The organism is Xanthomonas sp. BRIP62409 (assembly GCF_003992965.1).
GTDB lineage: Bacteria > Pseudomonadota > Gammaproteobacteria > Xanthomonadales > Xanthomonadaceae > Xanthomonas > Xanthomonas euroxanthea.
Genome location: NZ_QEZJ01000011.1, coordinates 22,735 through 40,300 on the forward strand (window position 1 = coordinate 22,735; position 17,566 = coordinate 40,300).

The following is a 17,566-nucleotide window of genomic DNA, read 5'->3' on the forward strand; positions in this document are numbered from 1 at the left end:
AGTCGATGCGATCGGGGGAATTACATGCCGCGGAACAGGCTCATGAAGGGCTGGCTGACGGTGAGCGTTTCGCTGCGCCCGCGCAGCGCCAGCCGGCCCTTGCCGGTGTCCTCGCGCACCACCGAGGCGACCGCCTTCATGTTAACGATGGTGGAGCGGTGGATCTGCTTGAACACCTGCGGGTCCAGCACGTCGAGCAACTCGCGCAGCGGCGTGCGCAGGATCGCCTCGCCGGCGGCGGTCATCACCGTGGTGTATTTCTGATCGGCCTGGAAATACGCCACCTCGTCCAGCGCGATCAGGCGCGTTTCGCGGCCGCTGCTGGCGGTGAGCCAGGCCAGTGGCGGCGCGGCGCTGGCGGCGGCAGGGCGCGCGGACAGGCGCTGCAACAAGGCCTCCAGCAGCTGGCCGTCCGGCTGGCCGGCGGCGGCGCGCTGTTGCACGCGCTGCCAGGTGGCCTGCAGGCGCTCGCGGCTGATCGGCTTGAGCAGGTAGTCCACCGCGCCGTGTTCGAACGCATCGATGGCGTACTGATCGTAGGCGGTGACGAACACCACCTGGGTGCGCGGGCTGACTTCGCGCAGTGCACGCGCCACCTCGATGCCGGTGAGCCCGGGCATGCGGATATCCAGGAACACCACATCGGGCTGCTGCGTGGCGATGGTTTCCAGCGCGCTGGCGCCGTCCTCGCATTCGCCCACGATCTGCAGTTGCGGGCACACCTGCGCCAGCAGGGTCAGCAACGATTGCCGCAGCAGCGCCTCGTCTTCGGCGATCACCGCACGCAGCGCGCTCATGCCTGCACCTGTGTGGCATGAATCTGCGCAGCGGGCACCGGCGGCGGCATGATGGACGCGGGCAGCGGCAAGGTGATGGTGGCGGCCACACCGCTGGGGAAGTTGGACACGATGGCAAAGCTGGCCCTGCCGGCGTAGATCAGCTGCAGCCGCTCGCGCAGGTTCTTCAGGCCGATGCCGGTACCTTGCGTGTGCGTGCTGAAGCCCTGGCCATCGTCGGCCACGGTCAGCGTGGCATGGTCGTCGATGCGACGCGCCAGGATCCACACCGTGCCGCCGCCGGGCTTGGGTTCCAGCCCATGCTTGATCGCATTCTCCACCAGGGTCTGCAGCATCATCGAGGGCAGTTGCAGCGCGCGCAGCTCGTACGGCACCTCCACCTGCAGCGCCAGCCGCGTGCCCATGCGGATGCGCAGGATCTCCAGGTAGGCCTGGGTGCGCTCCAGTTCCTCGCCCAGGGTGGAGATGGCCCCGTCGGCGCTGGGCAGCGAGCTGCGCAGGTACTGGATCAGATGGCCGATCATGATGTCGGCGCGCGGCGGGTCGGTGCGCGCCAGTACCTGCGCACTGGCCAGCGTGTTGTAGAGGAAGTGCGGCTCGACCTGGGCATGCAGCAGATTCAGGCGTGCCACGGCCAGTTCCTTTTCCATCACCGACTGCTCGGCCGCGGCCTGTTCGTCGCGGCGCTGCTCGCCGACCCGCCGCACCACCGCGCGGTTGATCGCCTCGGCGTTCTCGTAATTGCTGCCTTCGTCCACCGCAAACAGGTCCACCCAGGCGCCGGCGTCCGGCTCGCACAGCACGGTGACGCTGCTGGTGCCCTGCCCTGGCGTGATCGTCACCAGCACCTGGTTGCGCTTGATCGCAAAACGCGCGAACAGGTTCCAGCGCGAGGGCTGGCGTCCTTCGTAGGGGTCGATGCGGCGCACCTTGGCGCGGATCAGCAGGCTGCCGGGCGCGCACTCGATGTCCTGCACGCGTGGCAGCACGCGCACCGCCTCTTCGACCACGGCGAAGCTGGCCTGCACGTCCAGCGGCACTTCGATCTGGCGCCGCTGGCGGGTCGACAAGGTGTCGTGATCCAGCCGCCCGGCGATCAGGCGCACCCGCCGCACATGGGTGATCGCACTCATCAGGGCCAGGGTCAGCAGCACCACGCAGATCAGCCCGAAGAACGCGCCGGTGGAGCCGAACAGCTGCGCCCACATGACCCCGGCCACCACCAACGCCGCCGCCCAGGCGAACACGATACGTACGATCAGGAAGACGCTGGCGGACACGGGTGGCGACTCGTCGGGTTGGGACGCGGCGAGCATAGCCGGCAAGCGATCGGACGAAAGCCCCGGGCGACGAATGGCCGTCAGCGCGGCCCCAATTGCCCGGATCGCGGTGCGAAACCCGGCCCGGCCGGCGATGGCAGGCGATGACGCGCGCGGTATGCTCCAGGTCCGCAAGCGGCGGCCACCGGGCGTCGCGCGCGGCGACGCAGCTCCTGGCTTCTACCGATGCTGCGTGGCGCGCGCGGCGCGTGGCCGGTCGCGCAGGCGCCGTGGTCCCGATCATCTCCTCCACACCGCTCAGGAGTCGCATGCACCGTCGTCATTTCCTGCACAGCGCCGGTCTTGCGCTTGCGGCCGCTTCCACCGGAAGCTGGGCCGCGACCGGCAAGGCGGCCGCTGCGCCGTCTTCGCCATTGCCCGCCATGCCACCCGGCACCCTGCCCGAGCAATTCGCCGCAGCGCTGCCGCTGGCACCGATCCGTGCGGCCGTCGATCGCATCATCGCGATCAACGGCTGCACCCGCCCGTTCCGTGCGCAGGGGCCGCGGATCGAGGCCGAGCGCATCGGCCGCAAGACGGTGGTGCACAACTATGGACATGGCGGCAGCGGGTGGTCGCTGTCGTGGGGCGCGGCCGAGCACGCGCTGCGGCTGGTGCGCGCGGCCGATGCGGATGTGCGCGAGCTGGCGGTGATCGGCTGCGGTGCGATCGGGCTGACCACCGCGCTGGTGGCGCAACGCGCGGGCCTGCGCGTGCGCATCTATGCGCGCGAGCGCCTGCCGGACGTGCGCTCGTTCTACGCCACCGGCGTGTGGTCGCCGGACTCGCGGGTGTGCACCAGCGAATATGCCAGCGCCGATTTCAGGACCCGCTGGGAAGAGATGGCGCGCATCTCGTTCCGCCGCTACCAGACCCTGCTGGGCCTGCCGGGCGAGCCGATCGAATGGCGCGATGGTTACGCGCTGTCGGATGTGCCGTTCGACCAGCCGAGCGCATCGGCCGAAGCGCACGAGCCGGACTACCCGCCGCTGGAGCGCGAACTGCTCGACGATCTCGGCCCGCGCTCGCAGCCGGTCGCGCCCGGCAGGCATCCGTTTCCGGTGCCGTTCGTGCGTCGCTACAGCCAGTTGACCTTCAACCTCAGCGCCTATGCGCGGCTGCTGATGGACGACTTCCTGCAGGCCGGCGGCGAGCTGCAGACGCGCAGCTTCGAGCATCCGCGCCAGTTCGGCCAGTTGCGCGAAAAGATCCTGGTCAATGCCACCGGCTACGGGGCGCGTGCCTTGCTTGGCGACGACAGCGTCATCCCGGTGCGCGGGCAGACCGCGCGCCTGATTCCGCAACCGGAAGTGACCTACGGGCTGGTGTGGCGTGGCCACAATCTCAACGTGGTGCCACGCCGCGATGGTGTGCTGGTGCAGGCGCAGGGTGCCAACGATTTCAACAACCCCGACCCCACGCCGGATCACGCCGCATCCGCGGCAGCGGTCCGCGAGCTGGCGCGGCTGTTTCCTCAGGCCTGAGTCGCCTTGCCTGCGCGCTGCAGTCAGGACTCGCCGAGCGAGGCCTGCAGCGCGTGGGCCAGTGCGGCATCGCCGCTGACCAGCTCGTCCCAGCGCAAGGTCACGCCGTTGCGGCGGCCTTTTTCGACCAGCTTCAAGCCCTGCGGGTCGATGATCAAGGTGTAGGCCTGCTCGCCGATCTGCAGCTCGCGGCGTAGCGGTTTGTCCAACGGCGTCATGGCAGCCTCCGGGGCAAGGACGAGCCATCGGTTGTAGCGCATCGGTCCGCAACGGCGTGCATCCTCCGCCGTCCATGCTGCACGGTGCCGATACTGGCGCGAATCGCCGGCCTTGCCTTCTGCGCAAGGTGGGTGCGTGATGCGGCAGGTAGCGCATTCACCATGCGCGGTGCACGGGCGCAGCTTGAGAAAGTGCCCCTGTCATTTGCAGCGCGGCCCCACCACGCGGCGCCATCGCATCGGCGACCGCGTGTGGCCGGCGCAGCGTACGGCACAGGTCGCCATCGCATCGGGATCACCGCATCCACCAATTGCGCTAACACGCCGACAGCTAGCGTAGCGACCATGCGAGACAGCGTGCATGTGCACGACCCAACGCTGCATGCCACGCGTCATGGCAGGCAGCGTGCCGTCGAGGCGATGCAACTGCTGGCTCGCGCGCATCGAAGGGCAAGACCCACACCCGGTGCACCGCATTGTTCATCCATCCATTCATCCCCTAGGAGCCGCCCATGGCGATCAAGACAATTGAAGAGCTTTTCGTCCACGAGCTGTCGGACATCTACAGCGCAGAAAAGCAGTTGACCAAATCACTGCCGCGTCTGGCACGTGCGGCAACCGAACCCAAGCTGGTGGAAGCGTTCAAGCTGCACCTGGAAGAAACCCAGGGCCAGATCGAACGCATCGACCAGATCGTCGAACTGCTCGGCATCAAGCTCAAGCGCATCAAGTGTGCCGCGATGGAAGGCCTGGTCGAGGAAAGCCGTGAGGTGATCGATGAGATCGAGGAAGGTCCGGTACGCGATGCGGCACTGATTGGCGGCGCGCAGAAGGTGGAGCATTACGAGATCGCCTCGTACGGCACCATTGCAGCGATCGCAAAGCAGCTGGGCTACACCGATGCAGTCACCTTGCTGCTGTCCACGCTGGAAGAAGAAAAAGCCACCGATGAAAAGCTGACCCTGCTTGCCGAGCAAGGCGGCAATCAGAAGGCATCCAAGCCCAGCAAGGCGGCCTGATGCCCTGCGCAGGCGGCGCTGCCGCCTGCGTTTGCCTGCATCTCGCAGGCAACCCCCACCCGTAGCCAGCCTCAGGTTTCTGCACGCATGCCGCGTTGCAGTTGTCGCCGGGCGCCAGCCAGGAAACACGACCCATGTTCATGCATAACAAGCGTTTGATGTACACCGTACGCGTCGCCGAACCCAATCCGGATCTGGCCACGTTGATGCTCGAGCAGTTCGGCGGGCCGCAGGGCGAGCTTGCCGCGGCGATGCGGTACTTCACCCAGGCACTGGGCGAAAACGATCCGGGCCGCAAGGATCTGTTGTTCGATATCGCCACCGAAGAACTGAGCCACCTGGAAATCATCGGTTCGATCATCGCCATGCTCAACAAGGGCCCGAAGGCCGTGTTGTCCGAGGGCATGGAAGAGGCCATGGAGATGCGCTCCATGACCCAGAACAGCACCAGCCACACCCAGCAGATCCTGTACGGCGGCGGCCCGGCGCTGGTCAATTCCAGCGGCGTGCCGTGGACCTCGGCCTATGTCGATTCGATCGGCTGCCCGACCTCGGACATGCGCTCCAACATCGCTGCCGAAGCCCGCGCCAAGTTGGTCTACGAGCGTCTGATCACCGTCACCGATGACCCGGGCATCGTCGATGCACTGCGCTTTTTGATGACGCGCGAAGTGGCGCATCAGAAATCCTTCGAGAAGGCGCTGTACGCGATCGAACCCAACTTCCCGCCGGGCAAGCTGCCGGGCGACCCGCGCTTCACCGACGTCTACTACAACATGTCGCAGGGCGAAGGCGATACGGTTGGCCCCTGGAATGCCGGCGAGCAGTGGGACGTGGTGGAAGACCGTGAGCTGCAGTCCGCGGTGGACGGCGGCGATGGCTCGGCCACGGTCACGCTGGATGCAACGCAGACCGAGGCACTGGATGCGATGTCGCTGCGCCTGCTGTCCAACCCGGAGCTGGATCGGGTGACCGGTGCAGACCTGGGCGCAGGCCCGGGGGCCGGCTCCACCACTGGCGACATCCAGCGCTGATCGTGCTCGACAGCGGTCGCTGAGATTAGCCCGGGTCGTTCGCGACCCGGGCTTTTCAATGCGCGACATACTTTCCGTTGACGGTCCTGCAGGTGGCTGTTGCCGCACCTGGGCACATCATCTGCCACGACCACGCACTGCAGCTGGCGCGCTAAGCGACGCCGACCCGTGTGCAACGCGTTACCGAACGATAAAAAAAGAGGTCCACCGGGCCTCTCGTTGTCACTGCCTGCCACCACGCCTCACACCGGCGCGGCCTGTCGAGCCTGCGCATCGGTCCACTCGGGCCGCACGTCCGCCGCGGTAGTGCAACGCTCCAGCCGCCAGGGCAGGAGGTGACGCATCGCCTCCTCGCCACTGCGCTGCAGCCACTGCGTGGCATCGCCGTCGACGCATAAGGGACGCTGTGTCGGCAGGCTGGCCGAGGACGCGACCAGCAGTGAGAACCCCATCTGCAGGCGGCCGCCGATATCCATGACATTGCGCAGACCTGCGGCGTACAGCGCACCCCCGTCCTGGCTCAACCAGGTTGCCGAGGTGGCGCCATCTGCCGATGCGGTGCAGACGAATCCGCACAGTGGGATCAGGCAGCGCTGGGTTTCCCAGATGGCGAGGTCGACCCGCCCCAACCACTCCGGCTCCTGGGTATTGATCGAGCGCTGCTGTCCCGGCGCACGTCGACCGAAGGTTGCACGCTCCTCGCGTCTGCCGCCACGGTCGGCAACCAGAATGTCGGCATCGGCACCGACACCGATCTCGACCCAGGCATTGCTCGCAACGCGGCCTGACAACTGAAGGATGCGCGTAATCATGTTGACTCCACTGTGCAGCTTGATGACAGCAGCAGCTACGCACAATACGCGCCAAGTTTTTCGATCCCGCACACAGGCGTCCTGCAACGGTCTTGGATGACGGCAGCGGCAGCGGCGGCGCTGCGAGGTGCGAATTGGTCGCAAACATCTGCACGCACGCGCAGGATTTTCCGTGCGGGTGCGTGGATGTGCACTGCATTCGCACATCGGCACCGTAGCGCCTGCCAGCGTGCGCAGAGACTGCACGCACGCGTGCGCTCGGCTATGGATCGTGCAGCGAGGTCAGCGGCAACTGGATCTCGCATTCCAGGCGTGTATCGCTGAGCTCGTAACGCGTCTGCGCGCCATGGCTGTACGGCAGGGCCTTTTCGATCAGGCGGCGGCCGAATCCGCTTGCCTGGTCGCGATCGTTGCGTCGCTGCTGGCTGGCGCCTTCTTCGGTCCACAACAACACCAAGCGCGCCGAGGCGTCGTCGTTGGTCACCACTTCCCAGCGCACCGACAAGGTGCCGGTCGCTACCGCCAATGCGCCATGCTTGAGTGCATTGGTCGCGAGCTCGTGCAGTGCCAGCGCCAGCGTCTGCACGGTGGACTTGCGCAGTGCCACCTCCGGGCCGTCCACCACGATGCGCCGTTGGTCGGGCTCGGCACCGAGCGCGTCCAGCTCCATGCGCAGCAATGCGCCAATGGTGGTGGGCGCGTTGTCCGACTGCGACAACAGCCCTTGCACGCGCGACAACGCCGAGAGCCGGTCGTCGAACCTGCCGGCGAATTCCGGCATGCTGTGGCTGGTCTGTACGGTCTGCTTGGCGACCGACTGCACCACGGTGATCAGGTTGCGGGTGCGATGCTGCAATTCGCTGACCAGCACGCGCTGCTCATCCTGCAGGCGGCGCAGGTTGTCCGATTCGGTCGAGGTTCCCAGCCACTCCAGCACTTGGCCACGTTCGTCCAGCACCGGCGCGCTGCGCGTATGGAACCAGCGGTAGCGGTGCTCGGCTGCATTGAACAGGCGGTGCTCCACGTCCAGCCCGCCGGTGCGCGCACTGTCGTGCCAGGCATTCAAGGTCAGCTCGCGCTCGTCCGGATGCACTGCCTGCAACCAGCCCAGCTCCAGACTCTGCCCATCGTGTTGCCCGGTATAGCTGGACCATTGCGGGCTGGACCAGGTCCAGCGGCCGCCATCGCGCGAACGCCACACCAGTTGTGGAATCCCTTCCATCAAGGTACGCAGGCGCTGCTCGCTGCTGCGCAACGCGCGCTCGGCGCGCGTCAGCGGGGTGACATCCATGAAGGTCAACACCGCGCCGCCGATGAAGTTGTTGACCGTGCGGTATGGCAGCACCCGCACCATGTAGCGGGCACGCGTGGCGGGGTTTTCCACTTCGCGATCCAGCACCGCCAGCGTGCGGATCACCCGGCGCACATCGTCCTGCAGTTCGTCGTAGGTCACGTGCAGCTTGATGTTGCTGATCGGCCGGTGGATATCGCTTTCCACCAACGGCAGGATGTCGGTCACCGCGGGGGTGAAGTTGGTCACGCGCAGCTCGTTGTCCAGGAACACGGTAGCGATCTGGGTGCTTTCCAGCAGGTTCTTCAGGTCGCTGTTGGCATGCGCCAGTTCCTGCACGCGGTGGGCCAGCTCGCCGTTGACCGTGGTGACTTCCTCGTTGACCGACTGCAGCTCTTCCTTGGAGGTTTCCAGTTCTTCGTTGGCGCTCTGCAGTTCTTCGTTGAGCGACTGGTATTCCTCGTTGGAGGACTTGAGCTCTTCGTTGGTGCTCTCCAGCTCCTCGATCATCGACTGCAGCCGCTCGCGGGTCACGCGCAGCTCGTTCTCCAGCGCCTGCACATGTGCGTTGTCGGACACGGTGTCTTTCGGCGGCGCCAGCTCGGCCAGCTCACGCGCTTCCACTTCCTGGAACAGCACCACGTAGCCGCGCGGCACCTCCGAATCCGAGGTCGGCTCTACGAACAGGTCCACCGCCAGGGTCGCCGCATCCTCGTGCATCTGGATGCCCTTGGCCTGCACCAGCGTCATGTCCGCTTCGGCACGGCCGAGCGCGCTGCGCAACTCCAGCCGCAGGTCGCGGTGAACGAGGTTGAGCAGGTTGAGGCTGGGCGCGCCGCCGCCGGGACGGATGAAGCGTCCGGCCTGCGAGGAGAAATGCAGCACATCGAAATGCTCGTCCAGCACCGCATAGGCCGGCGCGTAGCGGTCGGCGATGCGCTCGCCGGCAAGCACCAGTGCATTGCTGACGCTGCGCTGCTGGCGGCTTGCCGCCGGCGCGTGGCCGTCCAGTCCGGGCGCGGACGACGGGAAGGGGGCATGCATGCGGCTGTCGGCATCGATCTTCTGGAACACGCGGAAGCTGCGCTCCACCGGTGCGAACAACTTGGCATGCCGCGAGACGTTTTCGGCATTGCCCAGGAACAGGTAGCCGCCCGGCTTGAGCGCAAAGTGAAACACCGGGATCACCCGGTTCTGCAGCTCGGCATCCAGGTAGATCAGCAGGTTGCGGCACGACACCAGGTCCAGCCGCGAGAACGGCGGGTCCTTGACGATGCTGTGCTGCGAGAACACGCACAACTCGCGCAGCTGCTTGCTCACCACATAGGTGTCGCCTTCCTTGACGAACCAGCGCTGCAGGCGCTCCGGCCCCACATCGGCGACGATGCTGGACGAATAACGCCCCACCCGCGCAATGGCCAATGCCCGCCCGTCGATGTCGCTGGCGAAGATCTGGATGCGTGGCGCCACGTCCAGCGTCTGCGCATGCTCGCGCAACAGCATCGCCAGCGAATACGCCTCTTCGCCGGTGGAACAGCCCAGCACCCACACACGCAGGTGGTCACCCGGCTGCTTGCCCTGGAACAGGCGCGGAATCACCTGCTGCTCCAGGAACTCGAACTCGCGGCGGTCGCGGAAGAACTGGGTCACGCCGATCAGCAGATCGTTAAACAACAACAGCGGTTCGTCGAAGCGGCTGCGCAGCTGCTCCAGATACTGCTCCAGCGTGTCCGCCTGCACCACCTGCATGCGGCGCTGCACGCGGCGCAGGAACGTGGCGCGCTTGTACCCATGGAAATCGTGGCCGGTGGCATTGCGCAGGATGCTGGCGACCTGGCTGAGCTGATCGTTCTCGCTGCCGTTGCGCACGCCCACCGCTGCCGGATGACCGAAGCGATGGTGGCGCTGCATGTGTGCGGCGATGCGTGCGGCAACCCGCGGCAGCGGCAGGATGTCGTCGCTGATGGCGGCCGGGTTGCCCGCATTGCGCAGATCCATGCCGTGCAAGGACGGGTCGTCCACCGCCAGCGCCAGGCCGCCACACTCCTTGATGGCTGCGGTGCCGAGGGTGCCGTCGCCATCGAAGCGCCCCATGATCACGCCGATCACGTTGCCGTCCTGGTCATGCGCCATCGAGACGAAGAAGCTGTCGATCAGGCCGTGATCGCTGGCGTCCTCCAGCGGGCGCAGCCGCAGTCGGCCTTCTTCCAGGGTCACCAGCGTCTGGCTGGGCGGCAGGTAGATGCGTCCGGGATGCAGCGCATCGCCATCTTCAGGTGCCAGCAGCAAACTGGATTGCGGGCCGAGCAACTCGCGCAGGCGCGACTCGTCGAGCAGGTGGCGATCGCGCAGCAACAGCATGATGACCAGATTGGGCGCGCCGGCCACTGCGTCGAGCAGTTCGGCCAGGCGCGTGGCGTCCAGGCCGTCGGCACCGACACCGAGAATGAACAACGGCGGTGGCGTCACGGCATCGGGCGCAGTGGCCGCTGCGGTGTCGTCGCAGGAGGTGTCGTCGTTTGTCATTGCAGCCATCGCATCAACGGCGCCGGGTGTCAGGCGCAATCGTCAATGATGGCGTAAACCTGCCTCTACCGCTACGCGGCGTCTGAGCGGTACAGGCACTGCACGCGATGGGTCTGGAAGCGCCTGCTTACGCGCGGCCTTAACCGACACGGCGCGCACTATGGCGTGCGCGTCGCCGGACCGCGCCATCGCGCGAGGAATTCCCATGCTGGACAATCCACTCAACGGACTTCGCATCCTCGTGGTCGAGGACGATTACCTGCTGGCCGAATCACTCAACGACCTGTTGGTGGAGGCCGGCGTCTGCGTTCTCGGACCGGTGGGCAATGTGCCCGAGGCGCTGTCGCTGGTGACCTCCGGGCAGACCATCGACGGCGCATTGCTCGACGTCAATGTGCGTGGCCAATCGGTGTTCCCGGTGGCCGATGCGCTGCTGCAGCGCGGGGTACCGTTTTCGTTCTGCTCCGGCTACGACCGCTACACGCTACCGCCGCGGTTTGCGCACCTGTCGTACTGCATGAAGCCCTACAACCCACGCACGATCACCGCGCTGCTCAGCAGCCAGACCCAACCGGCCGAGCATTACTGATCGGTGTTGTCGGTGGACACCGCACCGTCCTGGCGCAGGGCGCGCTCTTCCTCGCCGAGCTGGTTGAGCAACTCCACCGCCGACTGATGGGTGGCACGCAATGTCTCCATGGGCTTGGAGGTCTCGCTGCGTAATGCATACAACGCAAAGCCCATCACGTTGAGGCGGTTGCGCAGCTGATGCAGCAGCTCGCGCCGCCGTCCATGCGATGCGTCGCTCACTTACGCGTCCTTGTCGCTGAGCCGGTTGTGCAGCGTGCGCACGCTGATCCCCAATTCGCGCGCCGCCGCCTTCTTGTTGAAGCGCGTGCGCGCCAGTGCCGCCTCGATCATGGCGTCCTCGGCCTGGCGCATGGTCCACCCCGCCGGAATCAGCAAGCCGTCTTCGTCGGCCTGCGGCACGGTCTGCACCACATCCGGCGCGCTCAACAGGTCGCCGTCCGAGCGCAGGTACAGGTAGCGAATGAACGAGCGCAACTCGCGCACGTTCCCCGGCCAGGCGTGGTAGGCCAGATAACGCAGCAACGATTTGGTCGGCAGCTTGCGGGTGCCGTACTTGACGTTGAGCTCGTCGATCACGCGCAGGCCCAGCAGACGCGCGTCGCCGCGACGCTCGCGCAGCGGCGGCACCTGGATCGGGTATTCGTTGAGCCGGTAGAACAGATCCTCGCGCAGCACGCCGTGCTCGCGTTGTACATGCTGGTGCGTCGCCGCAACGACCCGCGCGTCCAGCGGAATTTCCTCGCTGCCGCCCACACGCATGAAGCTGCGCGACTCGATCGCGCGCAGCAGGTAGACCTGCAGCCGGGTCGGCATCTCGCCGATCTCATCCAGGAACAGCGTGCCATCCGCCGCCTGCTCCAGGAACCCGGCATGCCGACGATCGGCGCCGGTGAAGCTGCCACGCTCGTGGCCGAACAGCTGGCTGGCCAGCAATTCCTCGGGAATGGCGCCGCAGTTGACCGGCACGAAGCGACCACGCCGGCCGGAGACCCGATGGATGGCGCGCGCGACCAGGTCCTTGCCGGTGCCGGTTTCGCCGGTCACCAGCACATTCAGATCGGTCGGCGCCACGCGCACGATGTCCTTGCGCAACAGCACGATGCTGTCGCTGTTGCCGATGATGCCCAGGTTGCCCTGCTGCGCCTCACGCAGGCCGCCGAGCACGCGTTCCAGCCGTTCGGGCGCGAACGGTTTGGTGAGGAACTCGCTGACGCCGAACTGCTGCGCGCGGCCCTGGGTTTCGTAGGCGTAATCGCCCGAGACCACCACGATCTGCGGCGTGTGATCCGGGTCGAGCCGTTCGATGAGATCGAAACCGCTGCCGTCGGGCAGGCCAACATCCACCACCAACAGGTCGGGAAAGTTGCTGTCCAGCCAACGGCTGGCTTCGCCAAGGGTGTGGATGCCCTTGGCACGGAAGCCGCTATCGGTGGCTAGCTCAACCACCTGATCGCAGAACTCCACGTCGTCGTCGATGATGGCGCAGGAAAGACGGTCCATGAGCGCTTCTGTCCGCAATGACTAATACATGTTCAGTTGAGAATTGTGACGGCGGCGCGAAAAACGCGCCTGCACGCCACCACGAAAATCGCACATCGCTGTCACGGCCGTCCGGCCACCTGGCGCTCGCTTCCCCAGAGTCGAGCTCGCCGTAGAAGTTTGCCCGAAGTACGCAGGGCAACGCGGGATTACGCCAGTGCCAAGCGTCACGGTTGGGGTCGGTCGACGCGTCGAATGCGTCGAAACGCCAAACAGCGCAAGCTTTGATGGGGATGGGAGCGCGGCCTGCGCGCGGGCGCGGCTGGACCGAGCTGCTGGATCAGCTCGCTTGCGCCGTGATGTGGCGGCGAGGCGGTTGAGGGGCGATGAGGCGAGCCGAGACGCTGGTTGCAGCGTCGCGCAACCGCGGCTTCAGGGCCAACGGATGCAAGCCGTGATCGCGAGGTGTGACCGCTAGCCTACGCGGCAGGCGTAGAGACAGTGTGCATGGATCCGCCACGCCAGCGCCATGACGCGGCGCGCGCTTGCGTGCGCCGGCATGACGGACGCCGCAACTGCAGCATTGCGCGCGACTCAGCGCTTTTCTGAGCCGTCCGGGCGTTCGTAATCGTGTTCAGGGTCGGCCTTGTTCACATCGCGGTCTTCATCGGGCATGTCGTGGACCTTCCACTCCACATCCTCGTTGCGCTGTTCCTGCGGCGTAAACGGCTTTTTCTGATCATCGTCCGGACCCCACGGCTTTTTCGGTTCACTGCCCATCGTCGTTCTCCTGCGTTGTGGTCATGAGCCCACGCTAGGCCGGTGCGCATTGCAGAGCAGTGAACAAAGCTGCGCGGTGGCGTGAAGCGAGCGGCGCGCGCGCAAGCGGCGGGGGCACCGCACACGCCGCCGACATCGCCTAGCCCGTGCGTTTACGTTTGCGTGCGCACACTGCTGCATCACAGTGATGCGTCATCTCGTCAGGAGACAACAATGCCCGTACCCAACTACCCCCGCCCACCGTTCAAACCGCAGCAACAGGGTTTCCCCGGGCGTACCGAAAAGATGGACCCGCGCCCGGACCATGGCGAAGACAGTTATGTCGGCCACGGGCAGCTCACCGGCAAACGTGCGTTGATCACCGGCGGCGACAGCGGCATCGGCGCGGCCGTGGCGATTGCGTATGCACGCGAGGGGGCCGATGTGGCAATCGCCTATCTTCCCGATGAGCAGGAAGACGCTGCCAGAATCGGCGCATTGATCGAGAAGGCCGGCGTCAAGGCGTTGCTGGTGGGCTGCGATATCAGCGACCCCGCCCAGGCCGCTGCGTTGATCGACAAGGTCAACAGCACCTTCGGCGGCCTGGACATCCTGGTCAACAACGCCGGCTACCAGCAGTATTTCGAAAATTTTGAAGACATCACGCTGGAGGAGTGGCGTAAGACCTTCGACACCAACGTGCATGCCGTGTTCCATCTGGTGCAGTTGTCGGTGCCGCTGATGACCGACGGTGGCTCCATCATCAACACCGCCTCGGTGCAATCCAAGAAACCGACGCCGAACATCCTGCCGTATGCCGCCACCAAGGGGGCATTGGCCAACCTGACCATTGGCCTGGCCGGCGTACTGGCCGACAAGCACATCCGCGTCAATGCGGTATTGCCGGGTCCGATCTGGACGCCGTTCATTCCCGCCGGCATGGATGAGGAGTCGGTGGAAAACTTCGGCGGCCAGACACCGATGGGCCGCCCCGGGCAGCCGGTCGAGCTGGCATCGGCGTACGTGATGCTGGCAGCCGATACCGCCAGCTACACCTCGGGCACCTTGCTCACCATTGCCGGCGGCGCCGTCACGCTGTAACCCGCCCAACGTTGCACCGCATAGTCAAGCCCGCCTCGCTTCCTTTCCCAGGCGGGCTCTTTGTTCGATCAATAAAAAGTCTGTTCACTCGCAGCACCGGCCATATCGGTGTCCAATTGGTGCGATGTGGCCAGCAAGTGTGCACTGTCGATGAAGTAAGCGACTCCTCCGAGCGTATGCTCGACCGTTGCAGCGCCTGATGGATTGCGCCCGGACGTTCGTTGTCGCAGGACGGTCGCCTAGTCGAGATGGCAGTCCCCTGCAGCTGCGTAGACACGGTGGCGTGTTCGATGGCCTGCTGCGACAACGCCAGGCCGCGGGATTCGAGCAGGCGGCGCCTGACGCGTGATGACGACCGTGTTGCGACAAGGTCGTCCGGCAACGGCTGAACCTGCGGCCTGCGGCGTACATGCGCAATGCGCGCCGCGCTTGCCCACAACGGCAACAGGCAGCCGAAGCTGCCTGTTGTCCGTGTTCACCGCATACGCTGCGGTGCGCGATCAGCGATCGCGGTGGATCAATGCGCCTGGTTCGCCTTGGCCCGCAGTGACTTGGCATGTTCCAGATGCTGGGCGATGGTCTGGCGTGCACGCTGCAATTCCTTGCCCAGATCGCTCGATCCCGGCTCGCTGGCCAGCTGTGCGTCTAGCAACGTCAATGCCTGTTCGTGGCTGGTCACGCTGGCCTGCAGGTACTGCGTTTCGAACTCCTTGCCGTCCAAGCCTTCCAGGCGCTTGCGGGTGCCATCGGCGCGGCTAGACGCGGCCTGCGCCAGCGTGCCGCTGCGATCGGGCGCGAAACGGCTGAGGTCGGTCAACGCTGCGCTGTGTGCCTCGTCCATCTTGCGGGCAAACTGCAACGTCTCGCCTTCAAGGCCCTTGACGACCGCCAGCTGCGCAAGCGTGCGCTCCTGCTCGTTGAACACCACCAACGCACCCAGTGCCTGCTTGCGATCGCTGGACAGCGTGGCGGCTGCACGCAGCGGGTCACCATGCGGCGGGGTGCTGCCGGCCTTGGCCGGCGCACTGAGCGACTGCTGTTGCACGTCGCGGTCGTTGTTCGTCGGGCAGGCCGTTTCACCGGTGTCGCCCTGACGACGCTGCCACGCCTTGTACGCCACGTAGCCCACCGCGCCGGCGGTCAGCATCTTGAAAATTCCCATCGTTGTCTCCTTGATTGATCGCGCAAGGCGCGGTCGTTGATTGTCGGGGTCGTATGGTCGCTGCAGGCATGAGCTGCCGGCGATCCAGCGTGGCAGTCGAGAGTGCGAGTGCGTGGGTTATCCAGACGTGACACGCGCATCAACGCCGCGTCGCCAATCGGGCGCGTCCACACCGTGCGCACGTGCCGTGCTGATGGACTTAACGGCGCGCCGCCAACACTGCACGGCGTTGCCGCATACCGACGGCCTTACGGGAGATCTCCATGCTTGCCCTCAACTACCACGGCTCACGCGATGTGCGGGTCGAAACCGTGCCGGATCCGACCCTTGTCGAACGCGACGATCTCATCCTGCGCGTCACCGCCACCGCCATCTGCGGCTCGGACCTGCATCTGTACCGCGGCAAGATTCCGGACCTGCGGCATGGCGATATTCTCGGCCATGAGTTCATGGGCATCGTCGAAGACGTCGGCCCCGATGTCACCGCGGTCAAACCCGGCGACCGTGTGGTGATCCCGTTCGTGGTGGCCTGCGGACGCTGCTTCCACTGCATGCTGCAGGAATTCTCCGCCTGCGAGACCACCAATACCGGCAAGGGCGCCGCACTCAACCACAAGGACATGCGCCCACCGGCGGCGCTGTTCGGCTTCAGCCACCTATATGGCGGTCTGTCCGGCGGGCAGGCCGAGTACGTGCGCGTGCCCAAGGCCAATGTCGGGCCGTTGGTGGTGCCCGATGCATTGCACGACGAGCAGGTGCTGTTCCTGTCCGACATTCTGCCGACCGGCTACCAGGCCGTCATCGATGCCGGGGTCAAGCAGGGCTCGACAGTGGCGATCTTCGGCGCCGGCCCGGTGGGCCTGATGGCCGCGGCATGCTGCCGCATGCTGGGCGCCGAGCGCATTTTCATGGTGGACCGGCATGCGTACCGGCTGGACTTCGCGTCCAAGGCCTACGGCATCATCCCGATCAACTTCGACGAGGTCGATGACCCGGCCGATGTAATCGTGTCGCAGACCGATGGCCGCGGCGTGGACGCCAGCATCGAGGCAGTGGGATTCGAGGCCGAAGGCAGCGCGATCGAAACCGCGCTGACCAACCTGAAGCTGGAAGGCAGCAGCGGCGTGGCGATTCGTCAGTGCATTGCCGCAACGCGCCGCTGCGGTGTGGTCAGCGTGCCGGGCGTGTATGCCGGCTTCATCCATGCCTTCATGTTCGGCGATGCCTTCGACAAGGGCCTGAGCTTCAAGATGGGCCAGACCCATGTGCAGAAGCATATGCCGTACCTGCTGGAATGCATCGGCAATGGCGACCTCAAGCCCAGCGCGATCATCTCGCACCGCATGCCGCTGGCCGATGCCGCGCGTGGCTACGAGCTGTTCGACAAGAAGCAGGACGATTGCCGCAAGGTGGTGTTGACGCCGTAACCGCCAACAGCGCTGAAGACGCTGCAAACGCAAACGGCGCGGTCGATGACCGCGCCGTTTGCATTGCTCGTCGATGTGCGGCCTGGTCAGTCCAGCGGCTTGGCCGGCACGAACGGCGACACCGGGTCGCTGGCCGGAAAGGTTTCTTCCAGCGCATCGTCCTGCAAGGCGTCCTGTTTTTCCTTCTCGCTGCGTTGGTCGTCGTGATCGCCAGCCGAATCGGGCGCAGCTGCGTGGTTGTGGTCGATGGTCATGGGTTCTCCTGTCGCGTGGATGCGGACCACCCAACGCTACGGTGGTCCGGCGACGGCACAGGTGAAAAACGTCTTCGCATCGGCACGACAAAGGCAACCGTTTAGGGATGCATCCAGCCAGGCGGCGCGTTGCGGGCGCTGTTGCACGCTGGCAGCCGATGATCGCTGTGGATCCGGCAATCCGGCCGTGACGCAACGGAGCAACAAGGCATGCGTAGATGGATGCGCCCTGTGCGTCATGTCTGTCTGCGCATTGCACCGTTCGACATCGCCATCATGATCGGCATGGCGCG

General features: G+C 65.7%; 16 protein-coding genes. 6 read left to right on the plus strand and 10 right to left on the minus strand.

Annotation, left to right across the window (positions count from 1 at the left end):
• Positions 1-20 precede the first annotated feature (20 nt).
• Both EO170_RS02010 and EO170_RS02015 read right to left on the minus strand, forming a co-directional pair.
• Entirely contained in the window at positions 21-797 is a 777-nt protein-coding gene (locus EO170_RS02010) for a LytTR family DNA-binding domain-containing protein (RefSeq protein ID WP_126942147.1), read from the minus strand.
• Positions 794-2,077, minus strand: a complete 1,284-nt coding sequence (locus tag EO170_RS02015; RefSeq protein WP_126942149.1) for a histidine kinase — start codon at positions 2,075-2,077, stop codon at positions 794-796. The genes EO170_RS02010 and EO170_RS02015 overlap by 4 nt, the downstream gene beginning before the upstream one ends.
• A gap of 308 nt (positions 2,078-2,385) precedes the next feature.
• Between EO170_RS02015 and EO170_RS02020 the strand changes: the two genes are divergently transcribed.
• Positions 2,386-3,600 carry an FAD-dependent oxidoreductase gene (locus EO170_RS02020; RefSeq protein WP_126942152.1) on the plus strand — a complete coding sequence of 405 codons (1,215 nt, stop codon included), beginning with the start codon at positions 2,386-2,388 and terminating at the stop codon, positions 3,598-3,600.
• 23 nt (positions 3,601-3,623) lie between these two features.
• On the opposite strand, the gene EO170_RS02025 is transcribed toward EO170_RS02020, so the two are convergent.
• Complete coding sequence (locus EO170_RS02025; RefSeq protein WP_119131869.1) at positions 3,624-3,818, minus strand: hypothetical protein; 195 nt, start codon at positions 3,816-3,818, stop codon at positions 3,624-3,626.
• Positions 3,819-4,330: 512 nt separating this feature from the next.
• On the opposite strand from EO170_RS02025, the gene EO170_RS02030 reads away from it, so the two are divergent.
• Together EO170_RS02030 and EO170_RS02035 are read left to right on the plus strand one after the other, a co-directional pair.
• Positions 4,331-4,837, plus strand: coding sequence for a ferritin-like domain-containing protein (locus tag EO170_RS02030; protein WP_104583195.1), 507 nt, complete (start codon positions 4,331-4,333; stop codon positions 4,835-4,837).
• A gap of 134 nt (positions 4,838-4,971) precedes the next feature.
• Entirely contained in the window at positions 4,972-5,871 is a 900-nt protein-coding gene (locus tag EO170_RS02035; RefSeq protein WP_104583194.1) for a manganese catalase family protein, read from the plus strand.
• A 242-nt stretch (positions 5,872-6,113) separates the two neighbouring features.
• Here the strand turns inward: EO170_RS02035 and EO170_RS02040 are convergent, their stop codons facing one another.
• Together EO170_RS02040 and EO170_RS02045 are read right to left on the minus strand one after the other, a co-directional pair.
• On the minus strand, positions 6,114-6,683 hold the full coding sequence (locus EO170_RS02040) for a hypothetical protein (protein WP_115677836.1): 570 nt from the start codon (positions 6,681-6,683) through the stop codon (positions 6,114-6,116).
• 262 nt (positions 6,684-6,945) lie between these two features.
• Positions 6,946-10,500, minus strand: a complete 3,555-nt coding sequence (locus EO170_RS02045; protein ID WP_164740874.1) for a CheR family methyltransferase — start codon at positions 10,498-10,500, stop codon at positions 6,946-6,948.
• Positions 10,501-10,705: 205 nt separating this feature from the next.
• On the opposite strand from EO170_RS02045, the gene EO170_RS02050 reads away from it, so the two are divergent.
• Positions 10,706-11,089, plus strand: a complete 384-nt coding sequence (locus EO170_RS02050; protein WP_126942155.1) for a response regulator — start codon at positions 10,706-10,708, stop codon at positions 11,087-11,089.
• On the opposite strand, the gene EO170_RS02055 is transcribed toward EO170_RS02050, so the two are convergent.
• The 3 genes from EO170_RS02055 to EO170_RS02065 form a co-directional block, all read right to left on the minus strand.
• A complete protein-coding gene (locus EO170_RS02055) occupies positions 11,083-11,310 on the minus strand; it encodes a hypothetical protein (protein WP_164740875.1) in 228 nt (75 codons plus the stop codon). The two genes, EO170_RS02050 and EO170_RS02055, sit on opposite strands and share 7 nt — an antisense overlap.
• Positions 11,311-12,591, minus strand: coding sequence for a sigma-54 dependent transcriptional regulator (locus tag EO170_RS02060; RefSeq protein WP_164740876.1), 1,281 nt, complete (start codon positions 12,589-12,591; stop codon positions 11,311-11,313).
• A gap of 573 nt (positions 12,592-13,164) precedes the next feature.
• Positions 13,165-13,350 carry a hypothetical protein gene (locus EO170_RS02065; RefSeq protein ID WP_104535190.1) on the minus strand — a complete coding sequence of 62 codons (186 nt, stop codon included), beginning with the start codon at positions 13,348-13,350 and terminating at the stop codon, positions 13,165-13,167.
• 213 nt (positions 13,351-13,563) lie between these two features.
• On the opposite strand from EO170_RS02065, the gene EO170_RS02070 reads away from it, so the two are divergent.
• Positions 13,564-14,430 carry a glucose 1-dehydrogenase gene (locus EO170_RS02070; protein ID WP_104583190.1) on the plus strand — a complete coding sequence of 289 codons (867 nt, stop codon included), beginning with the start codon at positions 13,564-13,566 and terminating at the stop codon, positions 14,428-14,430.
• A gap of 517 nt (positions 14,431-14,947) precedes the next feature.
• On the opposite strand, the gene EO170_RS02075 is transcribed toward EO170_RS02070, so the two are convergent.
• Entirely contained in the window at positions 14,948-15,592 is a 645-nt protein-coding gene (locus EO170_RS02075; RefSeq protein ID WP_126942161.1) for a DUF4142 domain-containing protein, read from the minus strand.
• A gap of 263 nt (positions 15,593-15,855) precedes the next feature.
• On the opposite strand from EO170_RS02075, the gene EO170_RS02080 reads away from it, so the two are divergent.
• Positions 15,856-17,019, plus strand: a complete 1,164-nt coding sequence (locus EO170_RS02080) for a zinc-dependent alcohol dehydrogenase (protein WP_104583183.1) — start codon at positions 15,856-15,858, stop codon at positions 17,017-17,019.
• Positions 17,020-17,105: 86 nt separating this feature from the next.
• Here the strand turns inward: EO170_RS02080 and EO170_RS21410 are convergent, their stop codons facing one another.
• Positions 17,106-17,273: a hypothetical protein gene (locus EO170_RS21410; RefSeq protein ID WP_164740877.1), complete on the minus strand. Its 168-nt coding sequence runs from the start codon at positions 17,271-17,273 to the stop codon at positions 17,106-17,108.
• Positions 17,274-17,566 lie beyond the last annotated feature (293 nt).

Excerpts from the sequence above, each read along its gene's own strand:
- EO170_RS02010 (WP_126942147.1), bottom strand. The coding sequence starts at position 797 with ATGAGCGCGCTGCGTGCGGTGATCGCCGAAGACGAGGCGCTGCTGCGG.
- EO170_RS02020 (WP_126942152.1), top strand. The coding sequence starts at position 2,386 with ATGCACCGTCGTCATTTCCTGCACAGCGCCGGTCTTGCGCTTGCGGCC.
- EO170_RS02025 (WP_119131869.1), bottom strand. The coding sequence starts at position 3,818 with ATGACGCCGTTGGACAAACCGCTACGCCGCGAGCTGCAGATCGGCGAG.
- EO170_RS02030 (WP_104583195.1), top strand. The coding sequence starts at position 4,331 with ATGGCGATCAAGACAATTGAAGAGCTTTTCGTCCACGAGCTGTCGGAC.
- EO170_RS02035 (WP_104583194.1), top strand. The coding sequence starts at position 4,972 with ATGTTCATGCATAACAAGCGTTTGATGTACACCGTACGCGTCGCCGAA.
- EO170_RS02040 (WP_115677836.1), bottom strand. The coding sequence starts at position 6,683 with ATGATTACGCGCATCCTTCAGTTGTCAGGCCGCGTTGCGAGCAATGCC.
- EO170_RS02045 (WP_164740874.1), bottom strand. The coding sequence starts at position 10,500 with ATGACAAACGACGACACCTCCTGCGACGACACCGCAGCGGCCACTGCG.
- EO170_RS02050 (WP_126942155.1), top strand. The coding sequence starts at position 10,706 with ATGCTGGACAATCCACTCAACGGACTTCGCATCCTCGTGGTCGAGGAC.
- EO170_RS02060 (WP_164740876.1), bottom strand. The coding sequence starts at position 12,591 with ATGGACCGTCTTTCCTGCGCCATCATCGACGACGACGTGGAGTTCTGC.
- EO170_RS02065 (WP_104535190.1), bottom strand. The coding sequence starts at position 13,350 with ATGGGCAGTGAACCGAAAAAGCCGTGGGGTCCGGACGATGATCAGAAA.
- EO170_RS02070 (WP_104583190.1), top strand. The coding sequence starts at position 13,564 with ATGCCCGTACCCAACTACCCCCGCCCACCGTTCAAACCGCAGCAACAG.
- EO170_RS02075 (WP_126942161.1), bottom strand. The coding sequence starts at position 15,592 with ATGGGAATTTTCAAGATGCTGACCGCCGGCGCGGTGGGCTACGTGGCG.
- EO170_RS02080 (WP_104583183.1), top strand. The coding sequence starts at position 15,856 with ATGCTTGCCCTCAACTACCACGGCTCACGCGATGTGCGGGTCGAAACC.
- EO170_RS21410 (WP_164740877.1), bottom strand. The coding sequence starts at position 17,273 with ATGACCATCGACCACAACCACGCAGCTGCGCCCGATTCGGCTGGCGAT.